Source organism: Hyphomicrobiales bacterium (assembly GCA_016710435.1).
In the GTDB taxonomy this organism is placed as follows: domain Bacteria; phylum Pseudomonadota; class Alphaproteobacteria; order Rhizobiales; family Aestuariivirgaceae; genus Aestuariivirga.
The window spans coordinates 139,569-162,209 of record JADJVV010000001.1 but is presented as its reverse complement, the minus strand read 5'-3'; the positions used below and the strand labels follow the sequence as shown (position 1 = coordinate 162,209).

Genomic DNA, 22,641 nt, shown 5'->3' with positions numbered 1-22,641 from the left:
ATGAACACGGTGAAGGCCTATTTCGCCCGCACCCGCGCCGAGCGTCAGCTCCGCCAGCTCGATGACCGCCTGCTGGCCGACATCGGCCTGAAGCGCGCTGACATCGCCCGCCAGGTTTGGGGCCACTAAGCCCCTTTATCCAAGCTAGGCATCCAGCTCCCAGCCGGGGGCACGGGATGTGATTTGCAGACGTCCGGGTTTTCCGAAACCCGGGCGTTTTGCTTTTGTGCCCGGCCGCCGCATCACCAGGGCCACCCAGTTGCCCATCACGATGGTGCGGGCGTGGACGAGACCCCGCGCGGTGTAGCAGGCCTTGATCCAGCGCAGCTGATCCCGCGTCAGTCCCGACAGGATGAGGTTTCCGCCCGGCGCCAGCAGGGTGGACAGGCCCTGCGCCAGCGCGGCGAGGGGCGGGCGAGGATGTTGGCGAAGACCAGATCATAGGGTGCCGATTGGCGGATTACCGGGTGGTGCAGCCCCGCGGCGGTGCGGGCGCGCGTCAGGGGACCGAGCGCATTGAGCTTTGCGTTGGCGATGGTGACGCGCACGGCCTCGGGATCAATGTCGGTCGCGAGCACCGCTTGCCGTGTGGCGCGCGCGGCGGCGATGGCCAGCACGCCCGTGCCGCAGCCCAGGTCAAACATGCGGCGGGGCGTCTGATGTTTCAGGATACCGTCGAGCGCCAGGAGGCAGCCCGCCGTGGTGCCGTGGTGGCCCGTGCCGAAGGCCGTGCCTGCGTCGATCTCGAAGGATTGTCCGCCGGCGCGGCGGCGGGCGCGGTCGTGGGAGCCGTGCAGGAAGAACCGTCCCGCCGTGACGGGCGCCAGTCCCTCCAATGATTTGCGCACCCAGTCGACGTCCGGCACAGGCGTGATGTCGCCCCCCGCACTCATCACATCGCGGGCGGCGCTGGCACTGGCTTCATCGGGGAAATAGGCCGCCGCACACCACAGGGCTTTCGCTTCGTCCGTCTCGTTGACGGTGACGGCGAGGGCATCAATGGCAATGTGGCCGTCGATCGCATCGGCGAGCGCCTGGGCTTCATCCAGCGAGGCGGACGGGAAGGTGAGGATGAAACGGGCTTCAGTCATGCCCCGCTATGGCGGGACATGGCGTTGCGGGCAAGGGTGTGCGTGACTTACGTCAGCGGCTGGATGGTGATCTCGACGCGGCGGTTGCGGGCCTTGCCTTCGGCGGAAGCGTTGGTGGCAATCGGTTCTTCCTCGCCACGGCCTTCCACGGAGAAGCGGTTGGGATCGAGTTGCTGGGCGGTGAGGTAACGAGCGACCGACGAGGCGCGGCGGCGCGAGAGATCGTCGTTGTAGTCGGCCGAGCCATCGGAGTCCGTGTGGCCGACGACGTCGATCAGCGTCTGGTTATACTCCTGGAAAACGATCGCCACGGAATTGAGCGTGTCATAGAAGGCGGGCTTCACGTCGGACTGGTCGCTGTCGAAGGTGATATTGGACGGCATGTTGAGGACGATCGAGTCGCCCACGCGCGTCACCGAGACGCCGGAGTTGGCGAGGCGCTGGCGCAGCTTGGCTTCCTGGTTGTCCATGTACATTCCGATGCCGCCGCCCGCCAGCGCACCGAGCCCAGCACCCACGAGGGCGGCCTTGCGCGTCTTCAGGGAAGTCGTGTGGCCGAGCAGTGCGCCTGCCGCAGCACCCACGGCGGCACCCGTTCCGGCACCCAGCAGGCCCTTCGAGACCTGCTGCTCGCCCGTGTAGGGATTGGTGGTGCAGGCCGAGAGCAGCAACGCCGCAGCGGTGGCGGAAACAATGGCAAATTTCATGAGTCGGAACCCCCTTCGCATGGGTGGCTGAATGTTGGGGGCATGTGGCGGCATTTAGGTTAACGGGTGGTTATTGCGTGGCGGGGAGGGTCACTTCCCTCAGCCGTCCCATCGTCCCGTCAACCGGGCAGTCATGTTCAGAACGGAATTGCGAGTTGAGCCTTGAGTGACTTCGCAGTCGCGCCGTGGTCGAGGCCAAGGCCGGAAAGTTCTCCCAAGGCGCTGGCCGTCACTCCGCTGGATCCCCGGACATCGAAACCGAGTCCAACACGCGCAGACATCCCGTCCACCAGCGACTCAATCGTGGCGTCACCGCTCGAGAATCGATAGTCGCCGAACCCGGTGATGAAGGGTGATATACTCGCGCCGCCGTCGATGTCGAAGCGATGCATGATCTTCGCCCCTGCCGATACGCGACCGAAGTTGAAGTCCCGCGCGGCATGGGCCACGGCGGCGGAATCCGTATAGCCATCCTGCCACTCCCAAGTGCCAGAAAAGCGTGCTGTGGGTTCAATTGTCAGAGGTCCGGCATCAAGTGCATGCGCAAGCCCCCCGCCTACGATCAGGCGAGTGCCCTCCGTTGCGCCGGTCACGGCACCTGCCGCAATGTCGTAGTCAAGGAATGAGGCATGGGCCTGCGCGTCAAAGCGGAGACCGTTGCCCAATGCGCCGCCCAAATATGCACCGACATTGATGCCTTCGCCCTTGAGAGTGGCGCTCACAGAATCTTCGTAGTCCTGATTCTCGTAACCGGCGGCCAGACCTGCAATGAGGCCGCGATCAAGGAGCACGGACGCACCGATCATTGCGTTGATCTGCTCTCCGTCCAAAGCATTGGAGTCGAATTCGCTGTAACGCAGGCTGCTCCAGATGCGCCATGTGGCCAGGCCTGACTCACCTGATGTGATGTCGGCCGTTGGAGTGATGACCGTTCCCTTGCCCATGCCGGGGGCATAGACAAATCCCACTTTGCCATCAGAGGCCGACACGACTTGAATCTGGCCGGAAATGGCCGATGCGATCTCCTCGGAAACGCTGTCGGTGATGAGGTCCGTCGCCAATTGTGCGGCGACACCGGTGGCAGCCTCCTGCACGTCACTCAACTGCTGGCTCTCGTCTGTGACGGGGCCAGAAGACAAATACGTCACTGTATTGTCTGTGCTCGTGGAGGCCCCGTTCAGGATGCCGCTGCTGGAGGCCTGCGCAACTCCGGCAGTGACGACGGCGATGACATCGCCCGGGCCTGTCATGCCCGTCACTGTCACCGTGTAGGTGTCGCCGGAACCTGCAACTGCGGCAGTTGTCGCGCCCGCCGACCCCGAAAGCGTCAGATCGGATTCCGTAAAACCGGTTACAGGTTCGCTGAAGAGGACCGTGAAGTCCACGGACGGCGTGGTGGTGGGGTCAGGCTGACTGCCGGCCTGGTTGATGGTGACGGACAACGGAGTTGCTGAAAATATTACCGTGTTGTCCGTGCTTGTGGATGCCAAACTCAAATCATTCAACGCAGACTTTGCGACACCTGCGGGAATGGTTGCGACCACGTCACCGGGCCCGGTCATGCCGGTGACTGTTACGGTGTAGCTTGCGTTTGAGCCGGAAACCTGGGCTGTCGTCGCGCCTGCGCTTCCCGACAGAACAACATCTCCCGTCGTGAATTCGGTCACGGACTCGCTGAATGTGACATCGAAGACAATCGAAGGTGTTGTTGTCGGATCTGGCTGGCCGCTGCCTTGTTCAATTGTCACTGTCGGACCGACGGGTTGGGCGATGGCGCCTCCGCTTGTCATCACGAACCCGAAAATCAGGGTCCCGGCCAGACCGATCGACATGCGCGAAAAACGTGTCATCCCAAGCTCCGCTACCTCTGGCCTTGCAATATCACTGACAGGCGTACCTCGCCCGCGTTGCGCCCGTCAATGCAGGTTGAATGAAAGGCGTAGCAACCTCCAAGAAGAGGGCAAATTCAGAGTTGCATTCCTGAGAAGTTTTCCCGATTTGCGAGAGGCGCAGACTCCGAAGACGCGCGTCCTCACTCCGCCGCTTCCGCCGCCTTGATGTCTTCCGGGATGAGAAAGCCGCCGCTTTGCCTCGCCCAGAGGCTCGCGTAGATGCCTTTTTTCCTTTTCAGCAGTTCGGCGTGGGTGCCTTCTTCCACGATGCGGCCCTTGTCCATGACCACGAGGCGGTCCATGGCGGCGATGGTGGAGAGGCGGTGGGCGACGGCGATGACGGTCTTGCCTTCCATCAGCGCGTTGAGGTTTTCCTGGATCGCGGCTTCCACTTCCGAATCCAGCGCCGAGGTGGCCTCGTCGAGGATGAGGATGGGCGCGTTTTTCAGCAACACGCGGGCGATGGCGACGCGCTGGCGCTGGCCGCCGGAGAGTTTCACGCCACGCTCACCCACATGGGCGTCATAACCCTTGCGGCCATTGGGATCGGTGAGGTTGGCGATGAACTCGGAGGCGTGGGCCTTGTCGGCGGCGGCTTCGATCTCCGCCTGCGATGAATCGGGACGGCCATAGCGGATGTTGTCGCGCACCGAACGGTGCAGCAGTGAGGTATCCTGTGTGACGACGCCGATCGCCGCGCGCAGGCTTTCCTGCGTGACGTCAGCGATGTTCTGGCCGTCGATGTCGATGTGGCCTGCACCCACGTCGTAGAAACGCAGCAGCAGGTTGGCGATCGTTGACTTGCCCGCACCGGAGCGGCCCACAAGCCCCACCTTTTCGCCGGGCTTGATGGTGAGGGTGAGACCGGAGATGACTTCGCGCTCATCGCTGACGGGCTTGCCATAATTGAAATGGAGATCACTGATGGTGATCTTGCCATGCGTGACGGCGAGCGGCTTTGCGCCGGGCTTGTCCTTCACCGCATGTTCGCGCGCCACCACGTCCACGCCGTCTTTCACCACGCCGAAATCCTCGAACAATCCGGCGATTTCCCACAGCATCCAGTGGGCCATGCCGAGCATGCGATAGATGAGGCCGACGGAGAAGGCGATGGCGCCCACGGTGATGGCGTTGGTGTACCACAGCCAGGTGGCCAGTGCCGCCGTTGAGGTGAGCAGCAGGCCGTTGATGAGGTTCAGCACCAGGTTCATCATCGTCGAGGCGCGCATGGAAGCGTAGACGCTCTGCAGCATCCAGCTCATGCCTTCGCGTGCGTAGTCGTCTTCGCGGGAGGCGTGGGCGAAGAGTTTGACCGTGGGCATGTTGGTATAGGTATCGACGATGCGGCCGGTGACGACCGAGCGCATGTCTGCCTGCTTCTCCGACAATTTGCCGAGGCGCGGCACGAAATAGCGCATGGTGATGGCATAGAGGACCAGCCAGACGAGCAGGGGAATGCCGAGGCGCGGATCGTAAATGGAGAACGAGGTGATCGCCGTGATGAGATAGACGACCACATAGGAAATGACCTGTGTGAGCTTCATCACGACGTCGCGCACGCCAAGTGCCGCCTGCATCACCTTGGTGGCGACGCGGCCGGCGAACTCGTTGTGGAAGAACTCCATGGACTGGCGCAGCATGTAGCGGTGCGCCATCCAGCGGATGCGCATGGCGTAGTTGCCGCGCAGGCCCTGGTTCTCGATGGCGTCGGTCAATGCCGAGAGCAGGGGTTGGATCAGAAGGGCGAGGGCGCCATAAAACAGCAGGGCGCCCTTGTTGTCGGCCCAGAAGGTGGCACGGTCGGCGCCGGTGAGCGTGTCCACGAGGCTGCCCACAAAGGCGAAGAGCCGGACTTCGATCACGGCAATCACCACGGACAAGGTGAGCCCGGCCACGATCAGCGGCAGGAAGGGCCGCGAGTAATAGCGGATGAAGCCCCACACGCTGGGCGTGGGCTTGTCGGGAAGATCGGTGGGGAAGGAGGGCACGCGGCTCTCCAGCCATGTGAACAGCCAGTTGAACATTCGTATCTCTGTGTGGGGAGCGAGGGCACCGGCGCAACCCGACCGGTGCTGCACCAGTTGGGCCGGTGCAGCCCTCCTTTCTAGCCGAGGCGGCGCATGACAGCAATGCGGGCGGGCGGCATTCGCGGGAATGTGACTGGCGTGTTACAGGAGCGTCCATGTCTTCCACGGCGTCCTTCAATGCGCGAATCCTGCCGCTGGTCATCGCTTCGGCGCTGTTCATGGAGCAGATGGATTCCACCATCATCGCCACCTCGCTGCCGGCCATTGCGGGCGACCTGGGCGTGAGCCCGGTGGCGCTGAAACTCGCCTTCACCACGTATCTGCTCGGCCTCACCGTGGTGCTGCCCGTGAGCGGCTGGCTTGCCGACCGCTACGGCGCCAAGACCGTGTTCCGCACGGCGATCGTGATCTTCACGGCGGGTTCGGCGGCCTGCGGCTTTGCCGAAAACCTGCACTGGCTGGTGGCGGCGCGGGGGCTGCAAGGCGTGGGAGGGGCACTCATGGTGCCTGTGGGGCGCATCATCCTGTTGCGCTCGGTGCAGAAATCGGAACTGCTGGATGCGATTGCCTGGCTGACCATTCCGGCGCTCGTCGGGCCGGTGATCGGACCGCCCATTGGTGGTTATATTACAACAGTTTATGACTGGCGGTGGATCTTCTGGATGAACCTGCCGTTTGGCGTCATTGCCTTCGGGCTGGCGAGTTGGCTGATGCCCAACCTGAAGATGGAGACGCCGCCGCCGCTCGATGTGCGGGGCTTCCTGCTGTCGGGCGGCGGCTTGACGCTCGCGGTGTTCGGGCTGACGGTGGCGGGGCGGGGTCTCTACACCGACACGCAAGTGGTGGTGATGATGCTTGTGGGCGGCTTGCTGCTGGTGGCTTATGGCCTCCACGCGGCGCGCGTGCCCGATCCGATCCTCGATCTCCGGCTGTTCCGCATCCCGAGCTACCGCCATTCTGTGAGCGGCGGAAACCTGTTCCGCATTGCCGTGGGGGCCATGCCCTTCATCGTGCCGCTGATGCTGCAACTGGGCTTCGGCTTTTCCGCCTTTGCCAGCGGCATGATCACCTTCGCATCGGCGCTGGGGGCGGTGTCGATGAAGTTCACGGTGGCACGCCTCGTCCGCCACTTCGGCTACCGCAGCCTGCTCATCGTCAACGGCATCCTGTGTTGCGTGATGTTTGCACTGCAAGCACTGTTCACGCCGCAGACGCCGTACTGGATGATGTTTGGCGTGATCCTGGCGGGCGGTTTCATGCGCTCGCTGCAGTTCTCGTCGCTCAACACGCTGGCCTATGCGGATGTGGAGCACGCCGAGATGGCGAAAGCGAATACGCTTTACACGGTGCTGCAGCAGCTTTTCCTGGCGCTCGGCGTGGCGGCGGCGGCGTTCCTGCTGGATGCGCGCATGTGGTGGTATGGGCGCAACAGCCTGGAGGCGTCGGACTTCTCCTTCGTGATCGTGGTGGTTGCGCTGATTTCCGGATTCTCCGTCATCACCTTCATGAAGCTCGATACGGATGCCGGGGCCAGCATCTCGGGCCGCGAGAGATAACCCCCGCCTTCACGGCAGCTTGAACAGGTGTGAGTGCACTTCCGGTCCGCAAGGGCGTATCTGTTGCATACGGGAGACCAGAACCATGAACCGCCGCACCGCTTTTACCTTCGCCGCCTTGTCGGGCCTGTCACTTGTTGCGCTCGGGGCCGCGCGCCGCAATTCCCGCGCCGAGGAAGGCAGTTTCGAAATCACCAAGACGCCGGAGGAGTGGAAGAAGATCCTTTCACCCGCCGCCTTCGCCGTGATGCGCGAGGAGGACACAGAGCGGCCGTGGACATCCGCGCTTCTCGACGAACATCGCAAGGGCACGTTCAACTGCGCGGGCTGTGCCCTGCCGCTTTATGCCTCCGAGACCAAATTCGATTCCGGCACGGGCTGGCCGAGCTTCTTCGACGTGCTGCCCAGCGCCGTGGGCAAGAAGGACGACAACACGCTGTTCACCACGCGCACCGAAGTGCATTGCCGCCGCTGCGGCGGGCACCTGGGCCATGTGTTCGATGATGGCCCGCAGCCCACCGGCCTCCGCTATTGCATGAACGGCGTGGCACTGGCCTTCGCTCCCGCTGCCGCTTGAGTTGCGCCAGCCACGGAACAGTTGTGCACCCATGGGCGTTGTACCCCGATCAGGAGGAGCAGCGCTTCATGGAACAAGAGATCATCACGCTTGAGCATGCCTTTTGGCAGGCGATCGTCGAGAAGGATACGGCCACGTCCATGTCCATGATGGACGGCCACAGCATTCTCACGGGAGCGCAGGGCGTGAACGTGCTGACGCGCAGCGGCTATGCCCGCATGGCGGCGCACTCCGATTTCACCATCCATGGTTTTGCGCTCGACAACATCCATGTGATCTTCCCCAGCCCGGAGGTGGCAGTGATCGGCTACACGGTGCGGGAAGACGTGACGGTTGGTGGAAAGCGCATGACTCTCAACGCGGCGGATTCGTCTGTCTGGGTGAAGCACGACGGGCGCTGGCTCAACGTGCATCACACCGAGGCAGTGATGGGCGATCCCTTCGCCCGCACGCAGCAGGCGGAGCCGGCGCGCCGCGTGGCAGCGGAGTAGCGGTGCCGGACACGCCCGCTCTTGCGTCCCGCCCGGAGCGTGGCAGACTCACGCCATGAACAGTCGCGCACCCCAGTCCCCACCCGCCGGAAGCACACCGCCGCAACAAGCCCTGTGGTGGCTGAAGCAGGGCGGGTTTTGCATGGGGCCGGAATGGCAGAAGGCCCACATGATCTGCCAGCAAGACGAGGGTGAATTCGCCCATGACCTTGTGCACGCACTCTGCCACTGGATCGAAGGCGACCTCGGCAACCGGGATTACTGGTACCGGAGGGTCGGTCCGGACTGGACGCCCGCTGCAACGATTGCTGCGGAATGGGAGAAGGTGCAGGCGCGGCTGGGGTGAACTATTCCGGCCTGCGGTGTTCAGGCCCCGGCAGGCCAGACCCTATGACCGGAAACATTGTCGTCACACGAGCGCAAAAAAATACGGCCCGCCGAAGCGGGCCGTACATCAATCCGTGATGGATTAGAAGTTCCACCAGGTCACGAAGGCAGCGTGCATCTCGGTTTCGTCGCGGGTCAGGACGCTCGAGTCGATTTCGACCCAGCTGGCCTGTGCACCGATCTTGAGCTGGGACACCGGCGACCAATAGATGCCACCGGCAATCGCCGTGGTGTCGACTTCGTCTGTCGACGCGGCGTTGGTGGTGCCATTCCAGTCAGCGTCATACGACGAGATGCCTGCACCCAGTTCGGCGCTGATCGAGTCGGACAGCGAGGCCACGACGGCACCGCTCAATTCCCAGCCATCGCCAATGTAGGTCCAGCCCACGTTGTCCGAGAACCAGATGTTGTTGCCGATGCTGCCGGCCACCGAGATGTCGAACATGTCCGAGAGCTTGGCGCCGAGGCCGAGGCCGATCTGCGACTGCGTCACCTTGGACGCGGCGACAACCGGGCTAATAGCCGGGTCAGCATCACGCACGAAGCCAGCGATTTCAGCATTGAACATGTCACCCGAGTAGGTCACTTCGGCGGCAACGCCGAGCGGACCACCCGAGACGCCAACCGGCGTATTGCCGCCTTCATCCGTGTGCTCGAGAGCGATGGCAACGCCAACCGGACCCGAGTTGTACGACAGCTGCAACTGCGTCATGTCGCCGCCCTGCACTTCGACGTCGCCGTCGTTGATGTAGGTGTCGGTGACCTTGGCCATTCCGTAGCCGATCGTGGCGAGCGAGCTGTTGTAGCCGCCGGCGAACGTCAGTTCCGGCGTCATCTTCCACCAACCCCAGGCGTAGTCCATGAAGACCGACGCTGAGTTCGACGTGAAGCCGGTACCGCCCGCCATCTTGTTGTTGAAGTCGCCAGCGAACGAAACGCTGGCGCCCACTTCGCCGACAGCCGTGTCGGTCGTGCCCGTCACGGACAGACGGCCGCGTGCCTTCAGGTGCAGCTCGTTGTAGTCGACGAGGCCGCCGGGAGCACCGACGTCGAAGTCATGGTCCGTGTAGGCGATGGCGGCGCGGACGCTGCCTGACCACTGGATGATCGTGGAGGCCGGAACGTCAGCCGTCGGCAGCACGCCGATGGTCGTGGCGGTCGGTGAAACGGCGTTCTTGTCCTTGATCATAAGGCCCGGAACGACGATGGTCGGAGCTTCCGACATCGTGAGGAGCGAATAGCCGGCGGGAACCGACGGGGCGGCCTGGAGGGCGGCGACGTCAGCCTGGAGGGCTTCAATCTGTGCCTTGAGGTCCGAGAGGTTGTCGGCGCGGGCGCTCACCGAAACAGCCGCGAGAGCAGCCGTACCGAGAAGAGCGAGCTTGATAACTTTCATTTGGTTTCTCCCAAATCTGTTTAGGTTCAAAATGCGTGCCCCCAATCCCCTGCAGGAAAATGCGTGCACTCATCCATCGAACTGACAGCCAGTTCGTGAGTGTGGTTCCCACGCGTGTTTGCTTATCGACAAATAAGCGGAAGCAATTCCGCAGGCGGCGTGGGCGCCGGACCGGACACGTTAGCTGCTGTAAAGGCGGGGAAATTTTCAATTGCTCGGCTGAGGAGTCTGGGCCACGCCATGCCGCACCTGTTTGAAAATGAAACCGGTGTTGCGCAATGGCCACACAAAATGAATGGGAAGTAAAAGAATATCCGCCTTCACAGCGGTGCGGATATTGGTTTGCGGGATGAGAAGGTTTCCGAATCGGATCATTGGGTGGCCCGCCTGAAGCGGGCCATGACGGAAACCTGGAAATTGGCCGTCACTCCAATCCCGTTCTCCGCTGTATGTCTTGGCCCGCCTCAGGCGGGACAGTCCAAGCGCTTGCTGGTTGAGATGAGGAACGACGATCACAAAAAAGCGCAGGCAACATTTCTGTTGCCCGCGCTAACACTCAATGCCCGGAAACTTTTGCAGGGGATCGCGGGCTCCAAAGTTTGGGTGTCGTCCCCAGACAAGTTGGTACCCACCTCCCTGAAAGCGACGCCATTCCATCGCTCCAATCGGACCTAAACTGCAAATTACCGGAAACGTCCGTATCCGAGGTTCGGCAATCGCACCGCGACGGTGAGATTTTCCCTACTGAAGTGACATTAGTTCAGGGAAATATTATATCTTGGCTTATCTGTGCTTGATTTATTTGCAGATTAGCATTTTGCTATCCCATATTGATTAAAGAGACTAAATCTCATCGGGGTTGCAATGGGACGGTCGACCAAGTCAACAGGTGGTGCTGGGCTGACGTTGGGGATGATCAGAGCGGTCTCTGAGGCTGTCCGCACGCGCAGCATGACCGAGGCCGCTCTTGTGCTGGGCGTGTCCCAATCCGCTGTCACCCAGCAAGTCAACAAGTTCGAAGTATTGACCGGATTGAAGGTTCTCAGCCGGGTGGGCAACACACTTTTCGTGGAACGTGAAGATGTTGCCAACCTGATGGAGCGGATTTCGGTGCTTAGCGCCCATATGGACCGCATTCTGCAGGATGGCTCGAGAAAGCAGACGCTGGCACTGCCCTATTCGATTTCGGCGCTGATCACCGTCGATCCCGCACTCGCGGCCTGGACGGCAGACCGCTTCCATTGCGAGGCCATGGGGTTTCGCGACCTCGCCCATCATTGCGGCCAGAACGCCTTCAATTTCGTGCTGCGGCCCTTGCGCCCGCGCGAGACGGAATTTGACTACCAGTTCGAGTGCCAGTTCCAGATGCTGAGGCCTCAGCCCGGCGCATTCCATGGCGACAACCACGAAAAGCTGCCTGTGATGCTGCCCGGTGGCGATTGCCCGACGCGGGATGCGGCAATCGATTTCCTGCAACGGAACAATCTGCCGTTCGGTGAAGTCGGCCGCTCGGAAGACCTCACGTCACGGGCCCTCAATCTTACCCTCGGGCTGAGCGCCACATTGCTGCCCAAGGGCTTTGCCGACCACAGCACCCATTTTGCCGGCTTCGCAAACTGCCCGCGCGTGGGCGAACCCTTCGGCGTCCGCTTTGGACTGCAAGGGATCCAGACCGGCTATGGCAGGTCCATGGCTTCCGCATTCTTCGAGGAATTCTGCGGGAAGCTGAACGGTCATGGCGTTGCCATCAACGGCTGATGCCGCACCCGCCTCAACTGCGTTCCACAAAGCTGTCGATCACGCGCTTTTCGCCGGCCTTTTCGAAATCGACCGTCAGCTTGTTGCCTTCCACCATGGTCACGGTGCCGTAGCCGAATTTCTGGTGGAAGACGCGGTCGCCGCTGGCGTAGTGGACTTCGCCGGTGACGACGGTTTCGCCTTCGATGAATTTGGGTGAGGTCTTGAGGCCGGCGCCCTTGGCATACGTGTTCTGGGCGCGCTGCCAGCCGGGCGTCTGGTAAGTGTTGCCGCTGCGGAAAGTGTTGGCGCTGTCGAAGCGGCTCTGGCCGTAGTTGCCGATGCCATAGCCGCCATAGCTGGTGGTCATGGCGACGACCTCCACGTGGTTGGCGGGCAGTTCGTCAATGAAACGCGAGGGGATGGCCGATTGCCAGAGCGCGTGCACGCGGCGGTTCTGGGCGAAGGAGATGGTGGCGCGGCGCTTGGCGCGGGTGATGCCGACATAGGCGAGCCGGCGTTCCTCCTCCAGTCCGGCGCGGCCCTTTTCATCGAGCGAACGCTGGTGCGGAAAAAGGCCTTCCTCCCAGCCGGGCAGGAACACGGTGCCGAACTCCAGGCCCTTGGCGGAGTGCAGGGTCATGATGTTCACACGGTCCTCGGCATCGCCCGCGTCACGGTCCATGACCAGCGAGACGTGCTCGAGGAAGCCGGTGAGGTTTTCGAACTCACCCATGGAGCGCACCAGTTCCTTGAGGTTTTCAAGGCGTCCCTGGGCTTCCGGGCTCTTGTCGTTCTGCCACATCTCGGTGTAGCCGCTTTCGTCGAGCACGATCTCGGCCAGTTCGGTGTGAGGCAGCACGTCGATGTGCTTGCGCCAGCGAATGAAACTCTCCAGCAGAAGCCGCAGCGCCGTGCGGGCCTTGGCCGGCAGGTCGTCGGTCAGCGCCATCTGTTCGGCAGCGCGGAAAAGGGACAGGCCCTGCGAGCGTGCCACGTCGTACATTTTCTTTACTGATGAATCGCCGATGCCGCGTTTGGGTGTGTTGATGATGCGTTCGAAGGCCAGATCATTGTCCGGCGATGCCACGATCTTGAGATAGGCCATGGCGTCCCGGATTTCGGCGCGTTCGTAGAAGCGCGGTCCGCCTACCACGCGGTAGGGGATTCCCAGCGTCAGGAAGCGGTCTTCGAAGGCGCGCATCTGGAAGGAGGCGCGGACGAGGATCGCCATGTCGTTCAGGCGTTCGCCCTTGCGCTGCAGCGTTTCGATGTCGTCGCCGATGGCGCGGGCTTCCTCGTCGCCATCCCAGTGGCCGCGCACGATGATGGGTTCGCTTTCATCGCGGCTTGTGCGCAAGGTCTTGCCGAGGCGCGCTTCGTTCTTGGCGATGAGGCCTGAGGCAGCACCGAGGATGTCCGGCGTCGAGCGGTAGTTCTGTTCCAGGCGGATCACCTTGGCGCCGGGGAAATCCTTCTCGAAGCGCAGGATGTTGTCCACCTCCGCGCCGCGCCAGCCATAGATCGACTGGTCGTCGTCGCCGACGCAGCAGATGTTGTGGTGGCCGCCCGCCAAGAGGCGCAGCCAGAGGTATTGCGCGATGTTGGTGTCCTGGTACTCGTCCACCAGCATGTAGCGGAAGCGCTGCTGGTAGGTCTTCAGCACGTCCGGATGGTTCTGGAACAGGCGCAGGACTTCCAGAAGCAGGTCGCCGAAGTCACAGGCATTCACGGTCTTCAGGCGCTGCTGGTAATCGGCGTAGAGCTTGCCGCCGAGGCCATTGGCGAAGGCGTGGGCTTCACCGGCGGGCACGCGGTCGGGCGTCAGGCCCCGGTTCTTCCAGCCGTCGATCAGGGCGGCGAGCTGGCGCGCGGGCCAGCGCTTCTCGTCGATGTTCTCGGCCTGCAGGAGCTGCTTCAGGAGGCGCACCTGGTCGTCGTCATCAAGGATGGTGAAGCCGCTGCGGAGGCCTGCGAGTTCGTAGTGATTGCGGAGGATCTTCACGCCGATGGAATGGAAGGTGCCGAGCCACGTCATGCCTTCGACCATGCCGCCGATCAGCATGCCAATCCGTTCCTTCATCTCGCGCGCCGCCTTGTTGGTGAAGGTGACGGCGAGGATCTGGTTGGGGAAGGCCTTCCGTGTACTGAGGATATGGGCGAGCCGCGTGGTCAGCACGCGGGTCTTGCCGGTGCCGGCACCCGCAAGCACGAGGAGCGGGCCGTCGATCGAGAGCACCGCGTCGCGCTGTTCGGGGTTCAGGCCCTTGAGATAGGGAGGCTCGGCCCCCGCCATCGCGCGCGCGGCAATGCCGCCCGGCACGACGCCCGTGGGCGTCGCCGGTGCGGCGAGGTCGTCCTCGTTGAAGTTGTCGAGGTCGAGCGGATTTCGTGAGTTGGACATGGGCCGGGCAATGATTCCTTGTCCGGCCTATATAGGGCAGCAGGCCTCAGGCGGCGAGGCAATGTTTCTGCTTTGTACCCGCGATCGATACGGCTTTCACGTGATCCATGGCACGGCGCCAGCGGCCGGCGGTTTCCATGTCTCCGGCGCGCTCGCAGAGTTCCGCATGGCGCGCTGCCTCGGCCAGGGCCTTGTGGCCGTGAACGAAGACGAGGGCGTCCGCGAAATGGGCAAATCCGTTCTGTGTCATCATCAGCCTCCTTTCCGGGTCCGGCTCTCTTGTCCGGCTGAACCCATTATGTCGGCAAAATATGCCCCCAGCTTTACAGCCATGTGACGAGAGTGAGGCAGTTTGCACAATTTGGCGATGCAAATGCACGGCGCGACGCGAAGTGTATCGGAATTGGGGGCCGGGGCATCGTCCCGGCACGTCCGTCACGTCTTCCGCGGAATGCCAATCCTGTGGCCGACCTGAGCCGGAACGGGCAGGGCTTTGTGGGCCAGGGCGATTTCGGCGATTTTCCTGGCCACCTCGGGCGGAAATTCGGAGGTCTTGTGGGTGGTCAGGCTGACGTGGCTTACCATCACCTCGAGCACGCAGGAGACCCAGCCTTCCGTGGCGTGGCGCATCACTTGCACGTAGTGCACGCGCTTGTGGTCGTGGTCCAGAAACTGGATGTCGATCTTCACCGTGTCGGTGGGCGCGAGTTCACGAAGGTAGGAGGTGTGTGTTTCCAGAGTGAAAAATGAATTGCCGGTCTTCACGTAGTCAGGCCCAAGGCCTGCGAGGGCGAAGATCTCGTCCGCGGCGCGATCGAACAGCACGTTGTAGTAGGCCATGTTGAAGTGGCCGTTGTAATCGATCCACTCCGGCTCGATCTTCATTTCGCGGGAGACGTAGGGGGCGGGAAAAGGCATCGCGTTTGGCACTCGCTGTGTTAGCTTCGCGCCATGACTACACCACGTTTGAAGAACAGCACAACGGATGCCATCGGCAAAATCCGTGACCTCCTGGGTGAACGGCTTTCAACGGCGCAGGCAGTGCGCGAGCAGCACGGAAAGGACCAGACGTGGAACGAGGGGGCTGCCCCAGATGCGGTGGCCTTCGTCAGGACGACGGCCGAAGTTTCCGCCATCGTCGGCATCTGCGCGGCCCATCAGGTGCCCGTCATTCCCTTCGGCACCGGCACCTCACTGGAAGGGCACTTCTCCGCTCCCTTCGGTGGAATATCCATTGATCTCAGCGGGATGAATCACATCCTTGAGGTGAATGGTGAAGACCTGGATTGCCGCGTGGAAGCGGGCGTGACGCGCAAGACGTTGAATGCGCATCTGCGGGACCAAGGCCTTTTCTTCCCCATCGATCCGGGTGCCGATGCGAGCCTGGGCGGCATGGCGGCAACGCGTGCCTCGGGAACCAATGCCGTGCGCTACGGCACGATGAAGGAGAATGTGCTGGGCCTCACCGTGGTGATGCCCGACGGCCAGGTGATCCGCACCGGCACGCGCGCGCGCAAGTCGTCGGCCGGATACGACCTCACGCGGCTCATGGTGGGATCGGAGGGCACGCTCGGCGTCATTACCGAGGTGCAGTTGCGGCTCTACGGCATTCCGGAATCGATTGCGGCGGGCGTGTGCGCCTTCCCCTCGGTGGAAGCCTGTTGCAAGACGGCGATCGAGACGATCCAAATGGGCATTCCCGTGGCGCGGATCGAACTGGTCGATGCCGAACACATCAAGGCCATCAACGCCTACTCCAAACTCACGCTGCCCGTGTCACCCACACTGTTCGTCGAATTCCATGGCACCGACGCCTGGACGGAGGAACAGTCGGAACGCTTTGCCGAGATTGCCGCGTCTCAGGGCGGTGGGGCTTTCGACTGGGCCACGAAGGAGGAGGAGCGGGCGCGGCTGTGGCAGGCACGGCACGATGCCTTCTGGGCCACCAAGAACATCAAGGCCGGAAAATCCGAAAGTTTTGCCTCGGACGTGTGCGTGCCGATCTCGCGCCTTGCCGAATGCGTGGAGGAAACGCGCAAGGATCTTGAGGCCAACGACATCTATGGCCCCATGATCGGCCATGTGGGCGACGGCAATTTCCATGTGGTACTGTTTGCCGACGTTGAAGATGCAGCGGAAGTGAAGCGGGTGAAGCTGGCTTATGACCGGCTGATTCACCGGGCGCTGGCGATGGGCGGCACCTGCACCGGGGAACACGGCATCGGCTCCGGCAAGCGGGCCTATCTGGCACTCGAACACGGCCCCGCACTTGCCACCATGCAGGCGATCAAGCGCGCCCTCGACCCCCTCAACATCATGAACCCGGGGAAGAATGCGGCCATTTGAAAACCATGATGCCTGGACTAACGTGGGACAGAGGTCGGCATGAGCGTCTGGAAATCACCGGTTTTCTATTTTGGCGTCCTGCTGCTGGTGGTGGTGGCGGCGTTGCTGGCGGCGCCTTTTGTGGTGAACTGGAATGGCTACAAGGGCAATCTTGAAGCCTATGGCCACCGCATCACGGGCCGCAACGTGCAGATCGGCGGCGATGTGCAGATCCGCCTGTTCCCGTGGCCGAAGCTCACCGCGCACAATGTCGCCATCGGCAATCCGGATGGCATCGAGGGCGCGCCGCTCATCCATGCCGACACGCTGACGCTGTCGCTGCAGCTTGGCGGCCTCCTCAATGGCAATCTCAATGTGGAGAGCGTGGAACTGCTGGAACCGCGGGTCACCCTGATCCGCACCGATGCAGGCGCGGTGAACTGGCTTCTCTCGCCGGATGAAGACCTGCGGCGCTCCAGCCTGCTCGCCAATGTGCGGCTGGACCAGATCCGGTTGTTCAGCGGCACGATCCGCCTGGATGACAGAAAGCAGGGACTCGTCACCGACATCTCCACCATCGATGCGGACATGTCAGCGGATGCAATCGAGGGGCCGTGGCGTCTGCGGGGCACGGGCTATTGGCGGGAAATGCCGATGGCCTTCACCTTCTCGAGTGGTGCCTACACCGACGCCGAGCCCTTCCGCTTCGGCATCAAGGTGACACCGGGGGATCCGTCGCTTCCTGTCGCGGCCCTGGATGGCGGCTGGAAGGATGGCGCCTTCGAGGGCGACCTGAGTGTTTTGGCGCAGGAGGCGGAAGGCCAGAAGGGCAGCGTGGAAGGCGGCCTGCGGCCACTTGCGCTGCGGGCCAAGTTGAAGGCCTCGGCTGAAAGGGCGGAGCTCAGCGAGATCAAGATCACCCCGGCGGATGCGCGGGACTCGGGCACGCTTGTGGAAGGCACGGCGGGCATGGACCTTGGCAACGCTCTCACGGGCAACATCGCTCTGAAGGCTCCGCGCGTGAACCTCGACACCATGCTCGGTGCGGAAACGCTGGCCGCCTGGCGGAGCGGGGGGGTGCTGGCCGTTTCCCATTCGTTGCTGCGAAATCTGCCGGAGAAGCTGGACGTGCGCTTTGGCCTGGATGTGACGGTGCTCACGGCGGGCGGCGAGACCATGAACGACGTGCAACTGGCCGCGCATATCACGCCAGCCGGCATCGACATCGAGAATGCGCGCGCCGGATTGCCAGGCCGTTCCGCCATGCGCCTCACCGAAGGCAAGGTGGCGCGCAAGGATGGTGACACCGAGCTTTCCGGTGTGCTGGCCTTTGAGAGCAGCGACCTCCGCGCCTTCGCGGGCTGGGCCATGCCGTCGCGCAAGTCGGGATTTGACAGCTGGTGGAAGGGCAGCCGGGGCCGCCTGAAACTGCAAGGCGCCCTGGCGTGGTCGCCGTCGCAGATGTCGCTCAAGTCGGTGCGCTATGAACTGGAAGGATTGCCGGGCGAGGGCGAGGCCGTCCTGCGGCAGGGGCAGGTGCCATCGCTGACCACACGCATCACCACGCCGTCGCTGGACCTGGATTCGCTTGTGACGGTGGAGGCAGGCGGCGGCGCGCAGGCTCATGCCTTTGACCTTTTGGCCATTCTCGATCCGCTGCTGCATGGTGCGCAGACGCTGGAGAACCATGTGGTGCTGGATGCGGGCACCGTCCTCCTCAATGGCGTGCGGGCGCAGGATGTGGCGCTTGACGTGGGTACCAGCCAGAGCGGCTTCGAGATCAAGGCCTTCGACATCGGATCGGTGGGAGGAGCGCGCGTCAAGGCGGATGGACTGATCCTGAGCAATGCCGAGGGGCCATCGGGCGATGTGACGGCCACGCTCGTCGCTGATGATCCGCGCGGTTTCCTCCGCCTTCTCGGTCTGACGGACTCGAGCGCGCAATGGACGCGCGCGCTGGGCCAGAGCAATGTGGCGTTCACCTTCAATGCGAAGCCCGATTCAAACGGCCCCATCCTCACCTATGCGCTTACGGGAACGGCGGCACCGTTCACTCTGAAATTCACGGGCGGCATCACGGAACTTGAGCGCGGTGCGGATGCCCGCGTGTCGCTGGAAGGAACTGTCGATGCGCCGGATGCGGCCCGCCTCATGGCGCTCGCCGGTATCGACAGCAAGGCCATGGCCGCCAGTCCCGGCAGCGTGGCGCTGTCGTTCTCCGGATCGAAGAGCGGTGGCTTTGCCAGCAAGATTGAGGCGCGGGGCTATGGCGCGCGGTTGTCATTCGATGGCAGCCTGAAACCCGCCGAACCCTATTCAGCCATGTCTGGCGCGGCGAGCCTCTTTGCCGACGACGTGGGGCCGCTCCTGCGCGCGCTGGGCGTGCCGCAGGTGGAAGGACCGGGCGGACCGGTGCGCCTTGCCTTCAAGGTGACGCCGAAGGACGGCGGGATCGCGGTCACGGATGTGGTGGGAGATCATGCGGGCTTGTCGCTGGCTGGCGAAGCCGCCTTCGACAAGGAGGGCAAGCTCGCTGCGGATTTCAATGTGGGCGATGTGGCGCTGTCGCGCCTGCTGGCGCTGACCTTCATGCCGTGGCGCGGCATCGATGTTGATCTTTCGACATCATTTGCCGGACCCGATGACGGATTGTTCGAGGGCGAGATCTGGCTCCGTCCGCGCACCCTCGCCCTGCCTTTCGGCGAGCAGTTGAAGGAGACGGCCGTGGGCATCGCGCTGGGCAAGACCCGCAAGTTCGATCTTCTGGCACCCACCGTGCCGGAGCTGGAATTCGAAGTCGAGGTGACGGCGAATGAAGGCGTGTTCGATGCCAAAGCCAAGGGCAAGCTGCCGATTGACGTGGGCCAGGTGCTGACCTCCGCAAAGGGTGAACAGCTGGGTTCCGGCCATATCGTGATCAGCGGCGAACTGGCGGGCACGGGCCGCAGTCCTGCTGCGGCGCTGGCAGGGCTGGAAGGCAAGGGGGCTTACACGGGCACCGACCTCGTGTTTGCCAAACTCGCGCCTGAAGCCTTTGCCGCCAAGGTCGCAGGCGTGAAGACGGCGGATGACTTGCGCGCAGCGCTTGCCGCTCTCGAAGGAGACGCCGGCCTCAAGGCGGAATCAGCAGGCGGCAGCTTCGAGGTAAAGAAGGGCATGCTCACCTCCACGCCGACACGGGTGAGCGGCATCGGCACCTTGAGCGAGATTGCGCTCACCGCTGATCTCGCCGACCGCCGCATCGACCTTGCCACGGCCGTGACGCTGACGGAGCGCCCCGAATTGCCGCCGGTGACGATCACCTATTCAGGGCCGCCCGGCGCCTTCGACCGGCGTTCCAGTTCCGCCGCACTGGCCTCCAAGCTCGGCCATGAATTCCTGGCGCGCGATCTTGCTGAGCTGGAACGGTTGAAGACGGAAGAAGAGAAGCTCGCGGTGGCGGAAGAAGAGCAGCGCGTGCAGGACCAGGCGAAGTTCGAAGCCTACCAGGCGCAGCGCGCGGAAATCCGCATGCGCCAGCGCGAATTGAAGGTGCATGCGGCTTCAAGGGCGGCGCGGGCCGCGCAGGACGAGGCGCAGTTCGCGGCCTTCGTTCCGATCGGTGATGCCATGAACAAGATGGACCTTGTGAAGCAAAAATTGGCGGGCGGATTGAAGGCGCAACTTGCGGCCTATGCGGCGGAGAACGCGCGCAAGGCGAAGATCGAGGAAGAGCGCAAGCGTCAGGAAGAGGAAAAGGCCCGGCGCGAGGAAGAAAAGCGTCTCAAGGCGTTGGAGGATGCAAAGGCCAAGGCCGAGGCCGCGCGCCTGAAAGCGCTGGCGGACGAGCAGGCGCGCATCGAAGAGGCCCGGCGCAAGGCTGAGGAAGACGCACAAAAGGCCGCTGCCGCCAAGGCGAAGGCCGATGCGGAAGCAAAGGCGCTGGCCGATGAAGTGGCGCGTCAGGCCGAGCAGAAGCGGCTGGAGCAGGAGGCGCTGCGGAAACTCCTGGAACAGCAGCCGGTGCCCAACATGCTGCCCAAGCCGCCCGTCGATGCGCCACCCGTCCCTGCGCAACCCAAGCCCAAGGGCGGTTGCCTCAACCCGCTTTATTGCTAGCGCGCTTCAACAGCCACACGCGGATCGCCGAAGAGAGGTTGCGCTCGCCCCGCGAGGCATCGATCTCGCCCGCGAGACTGGCGACACTCTTGTTTTCAGACTTTGCCGCTTCTGTCAGCGCCGCCCAGAACTCAGCCTCCAGCGACAGCGAGGTGCGATGTCCGGCAATGGTGAGAGAGCGCTTGAGATCGTGGGGCATCACGTATGGCCTTGCGGCAAAACTTTCGAGGCCGCCTGCGGCAGCACCTCAGGGTGAGGGAGAGATGGATTGTTCCTCATGCTGGGGTGCATTGCGCAGCAATGCATCGAAACATGTCGCTCAATCCTCAATCTTGTGATCATCCAGCTTTCGCTCGGCCAGGTCCTTTTCCGCCTCGCTCAGCTTCTTCTCCGCTTTGGTGCGGCCGTACTTGGCGCGGTTGGCGTCGGCGACCTTGGCGCGCTCTTCGCGGGCCTTCTGCTTTTTGAAGCGGTTGAAGTTGACGACGTCGCCCATGTGTTTACTCAGCCCGGACCGATCATTTTCTCAGGCCGCACGATGGCATCGAAGTCTTCCGCCGGGATGCCGAGCTTCACCGCTTCCTCGCGGAGCGTTGTGCCGTTCTTGTGGGCTGTCTTCGCCACTTTGGCGGCGAGGTCGTAGCCGTATTTTTCCTTGAGCGGCGTCACCAGCATCAGCGAGTTGGCAAGTCCCTGCGCGATGTTGTCGAGGCGGGGCTCGATCCCCACCACGCAATTGTCGGTGAAGCTCACGGCGGCATCGGCCAGCAGGCGCACTGACTGCAGGAAGTTATAGGCCATCACCGGATTGTAGACGTTCAATTCGAAGTGCCCTTGCGACCCTGCAAAGCTCATGGCGGCGTTGTTGCCATGGATCTGCACGGCCACCTGCGTGAGTGCCTCCGACTGGGTGGGGTTCACCTTGCCCGGCATGATGGATGAGCCCGGCTCGTTTTCCGGCAGGGACAACTCGCCAAGGCCGGCGCGGGGGCCGGAGCCGAGGAAGCGGATGTCGTTGGCGATCTTGAAACAGCTCATGGCCACGGTGGTGATGGCACCGTGGGTCATCACCATGGCGTCGTGGGCCGCCAGCGCCTCGAACTTGTTGGGGGCCGAGGTGAACTTCATGTGGGTGATGGCGGCGATCCGTTCCGCCACCCTCTCGGCAAAGCCGATCGGTGAAGCGAGGCCTGTGCCCACCGCCGTGCCACCCTGGGCCAGTTGCATCAGGTCCGGCATGGTCATCTCGATCCGCTTGATTCCCATCTCGATCTGCTGGGTGTAGCCCGAAAATTCCTGGCCCAATGTGACGGGTGTTGCATCCTGCGTGTGGGTGCGCCCGATCTTGATGATGTCCTTCCAGGCATGGGCCTTGTCGTTCAGTGCGTTGCGGAGCTTTTGCAGGGCTGGCAGCAGGCGGTGGTGGATTTCCTCCGCGCAGGCAATGTGCATGGCCGTGGGGAAGGTGTCATTCGACGACTGGCTCATGTTGACGTGGTCGTTGGGGTGCACGGGCTTCTTGGAGCCCATCTCGCCGCCCAGCATTTCGATGGCGCGGTTGGAGATCACCTCATTGGCATTCATGTTCGATTGCGTGCCCGAACCCGTCTGCCAGACGACAAGCGGGAAGTGGGCGTCGAGCTTGCCTTCGATCACCTCCTGCGCGGCGCGGATGATGACTTCGCCCAGCTTCGCATCCATCTTACCGAGGCCCATATTGGCTTCGGCGGCGGCGCGCTTGACGATGCCGAGGGCGCGGATCACCGGCTGCGGCTGCTTCTCCCAGCCGATCTTGAAGTTCTGCAAGCTGCGCTGCGCCTGCGCGCCCCAGTATTTGCTGGCGTCCACTTCGATGGCGCCGAAGGTGTCGGTCTCAGTTCTCGTGTCCGTGCGGGGCGTCTTGCTCATGTCAGGTCTCAAATCGCGGAATGTTGCACCGCAATAGCACGGGGC

Annotated in this window: 21 protein-coding genes; 8 read left to right on the top strand and 13 right to left on the bottom strand. The window is 62.9% G+C overall.

The window, feature by feature from the left end; all coding sequences use genetic code 11:
* Window positions 1-129, top strand: a complete 129-nt coding sequence (locus IPM06_00775; GenBank protein ID MBK8768945.1) for a DUF1127 domain-containing protein — start codon at window positions 1-3, stop codon at window positions 127-129.
* Between the two features lie 15 nt (window positions 130-144).
* Here IPM06_00775 and IPM06_00770 read toward each other — a convergent pair whose 3' ends face one another.
* The 5 genes from IPM06_00770 to IPM06_00750 all read right to left on the bottom strand — a co-directional run bounded on the left by IPM06_00770 (window position 145) and on the right by IPM06_00750 (window position 5,714).
* Window positions 145-399: a 50S ribosomal protein L11 methyltransferase gene (locus IPM06_00770; GenBank protein MBK8768944.1), complete on the bottom strand. Its 255-nt coding sequence runs from the start codon at window positions 397-399 to the stop codon at window positions 145-147.
* Window positions 339-1,091, bottom strand: coding sequence for a 50S ribosomal protein L11 methyltransferase (locus IPM06_00765; protein ID MBK8768943.1), 753 nt, complete (start codon window positions 1,089-1,091; stop codon window positions 339-341). Before IPM06_00765 ends, IPM06_00770 begins: the two co-directional genes overlap by 61 nt.
* 47 nt (window positions 1,092-1,138) lie before the next feature.
* Entirely contained in the window at window positions 1,139-1,798 is a 660-nt protein-coding gene (locus IPM06_00760; GenBank protein MBK8768942.1) for an OmpA family protein, read from the bottom strand.
* Between the two features lie 137 nt (window positions 1,799-1,935).
* A complete protein-coding gene (locus IPM06_00755; protein ID MBK8768941.1) occupies window positions 1,936-3,648 on the bottom strand; it encodes an autotransporter outer membrane beta-barrel domain-containing protein in 1,713 nt (570 codons plus the stop codon).
* A gap of 182 nt (window positions 3,649-3,830) precedes the next feature.
* Window positions 3,831-5,714, bottom strand: coding sequence for an ABC transporter ATP-binding protein (locus IPM06_00750; protein MBK8768940.1), 1,884 nt, complete (start codon window positions 5,712-5,714; stop codon window positions 3,831-3,833).
* 158 nt (window positions 5,715-5,872) lie between these two features.
* Between IPM06_00750 and IPM06_00745 the strand changes: the two genes are divergently transcribed.
* From IPM06_00745 to IPM06_00730, 4 genes are all read left to right on the top strand, one after another.
* Window positions 5,873-7,273, top strand: coding sequence for an MFS transporter (locus tag IPM06_00745; protein MBK8768939.1), 1,401 nt, complete (start codon window positions 5,873-5,875; stop codon window positions 7,271-7,273).
* A gap of 85 nt (window positions 7,274-7,358) precedes the next feature.
* The gene (gene msrB / locus IPM06_00740) at window positions 7,359-7,850 is read left to right on the top strand and encodes a peptide-methionine (R)-S-oxide reductase MsrB (protein MBK8768938.1); all 492 of its coding nucleotides are present in this window, start codon (window positions 7,359-7,361) and stop codon (window positions 7,848-7,850) included.
* Between the two features lie 68 nt (window positions 7,851-7,918).
* On the top strand, window positions 7,919-8,341 hold the full coding sequence (locus tag IPM06_00735) for a nuclear transport factor 2 family protein (GenBank protein ID MBK8768937.1): 423 nt from the start codon (window positions 7,919-7,921) through the stop codon (window positions 8,339-8,341).
* Window positions 8,342-8,453: 112 nt separating this feature from the next.
* A complete protein-coding gene (locus IPM06_00730) occupies window positions 8,454-8,687 on the top strand; it encodes a hypothetical protein (protein ID MBK8768936.1) in 234 nt (77 codons plus the stop codon).
* A 123-nt stretch (window positions 8,688-8,810) separates the two neighbouring features.
* Here the strand turns inward: IPM06_00730 and IPM06_00725 are convergent, their stop codons facing one another.
* Both IPM06_00725 and IPM06_00720 read right to left on the bottom strand, forming a co-directional pair.
* Entirely contained in the window at window positions 8,811-10,124 is a 1,314-nt protein-coding gene (locus IPM06_00725; protein ID MBK8768935.1) for a hypothetical protein, read from the bottom strand.
* 207 nt (window positions 10,125-10,331) lie between these two features.
* Entirely contained in the window at window positions 10,332-10,640 is a 309-nt protein-coding gene (locus tag IPM06_00720) for a hypothetical protein (GenBank protein MBK8768934.1), read from the bottom strand.
* Window positions 10,641-11,075: 435 nt separating this feature from the next.
* Here IPM06_00720 and IPM06_00715 point away from each other — a divergent pair, with 435 nt between their 5' ends.
* Window positions 11,076-11,882 (top strand): LysR family transcriptional regulator, encoded by an 807-nt coding sequence (locus IPM06_00715; GenBank protein ID MBK8768933.1) that lies wholly within the window; start codon window positions 11,076-11,078, stop codon window positions 11,880-11,882.
* A gap of 13 nt (window positions 11,883-11,895) precedes the next feature.
* Here IPM06_00715 and IPM06_00710 read toward each other — a convergent pair whose 3' ends face one another.
* The 3 genes from IPM06_00710 to IPM06_00700 all read right to left on the bottom strand — a co-directional run bounded on the left by IPM06_00710 (window position 11,896) and on the right by IPM06_00700 (window position 15,183).
* Window positions 11,896-14,265 (bottom strand): UvrD-helicase domain-containing protein, encoded by a 2,370-nt coding sequence (locus tag IPM06_00710; protein MBK8768932.1) that lies wholly within the window; start codon window positions 14,263-14,265, stop codon window positions 11,896-11,898.
* 46 nt (window positions 14,266-14,311) lie between these two features.
* Window positions 14,312-14,518, bottom strand: coding sequence for a hypothetical protein (locus IPM06_00705; GenBank protein MBK8768931.1), 207 nt, complete (start codon window positions 14,516-14,518; stop codon window positions 14,312-14,314).
* A gap of 182 nt (window positions 14,519-14,700) precedes the next feature.
* A complete protein-coding gene (locus IPM06_00700) occupies window positions 14,701-15,183 on the bottom strand; it encodes a thioesterase family protein (GenBank protein ID MBK8768930.1) in 483 nt (160 codons plus the stop codon).
* A 33-nt stretch (window positions 15,184-15,216) separates the two neighbouring features.
* On the opposite strand from IPM06_00700, the gene IPM06_00695 reads away from it, so the two are divergent.
* Both IPM06_00695 and IPM06_00690 read left to right on the top strand, forming a co-directional pair.
* Window positions 15,217-16,611: an FAD-binding protein gene (locus IPM06_00695; GenBank protein MBK8768929.1), complete on the top strand. Its 1,395-nt coding sequence runs from the start codon at window positions 15,217-15,219 to the stop codon at window positions 16,609-16,611.
* A gap of 39 nt (window positions 16,612-16,650) precedes the next feature.
* Window positions 16,651-20,688 carry an AsmA family protein gene (locus tag IPM06_00690; protein ID MBK8768928.1) on the top strand — a complete coding sequence of 1,346 codons (4,038 nt, stop codon included), beginning with the start codon at window positions 16,651-16,653 and terminating at the stop codon, window positions 20,686-20,688.
* On the opposite strand, the gene IPM06_00685 is transcribed toward IPM06_00690, so the two are convergent.
* The 3 genes from IPM06_00685 to fumC form a co-directional block, all read right to left on the bottom strand.
* The gene (locus tag IPM06_00685) at window positions 20,669-20,887 is read right to left on the bottom strand and encodes a ribbon-helix-helix domain-containing protein (protein MBK8768927.1); all 219 of its coding nucleotides are present in this window, start codon (window positions 20,885-20,887) and stop codon (window positions 20,669-20,671) included. The two genes, IPM06_00690 and IPM06_00685, sit on opposite strands and share 20 nt — an antisense overlap.
* A gap of 120 nt (window positions 20,888-21,007) precedes the next feature.
* Window positions 21,008-21,184 (bottom strand): DUF4169 family protein, encoded by a 177-nt coding sequence (locus tag IPM06_00680; protein MBK8768926.1) that lies wholly within the window; start codon window positions 21,182-21,184, stop codon window positions 21,008-21,010.
* 8 nt (window positions 21,185-21,192) lie between these two features.
* Window positions 21,193-22,596: a class II fumarate hydratase gene (fumC, locus tag IPM06_00675; protein MBK8768925.1), complete on the bottom strand. Its 1,404-nt coding sequence runs from the start codon at window positions 22,594-22,596 to the stop codon at window positions 21,193-21,195.
* Window positions 22,597-22,641: the final 45 nt, after the last annotated feature.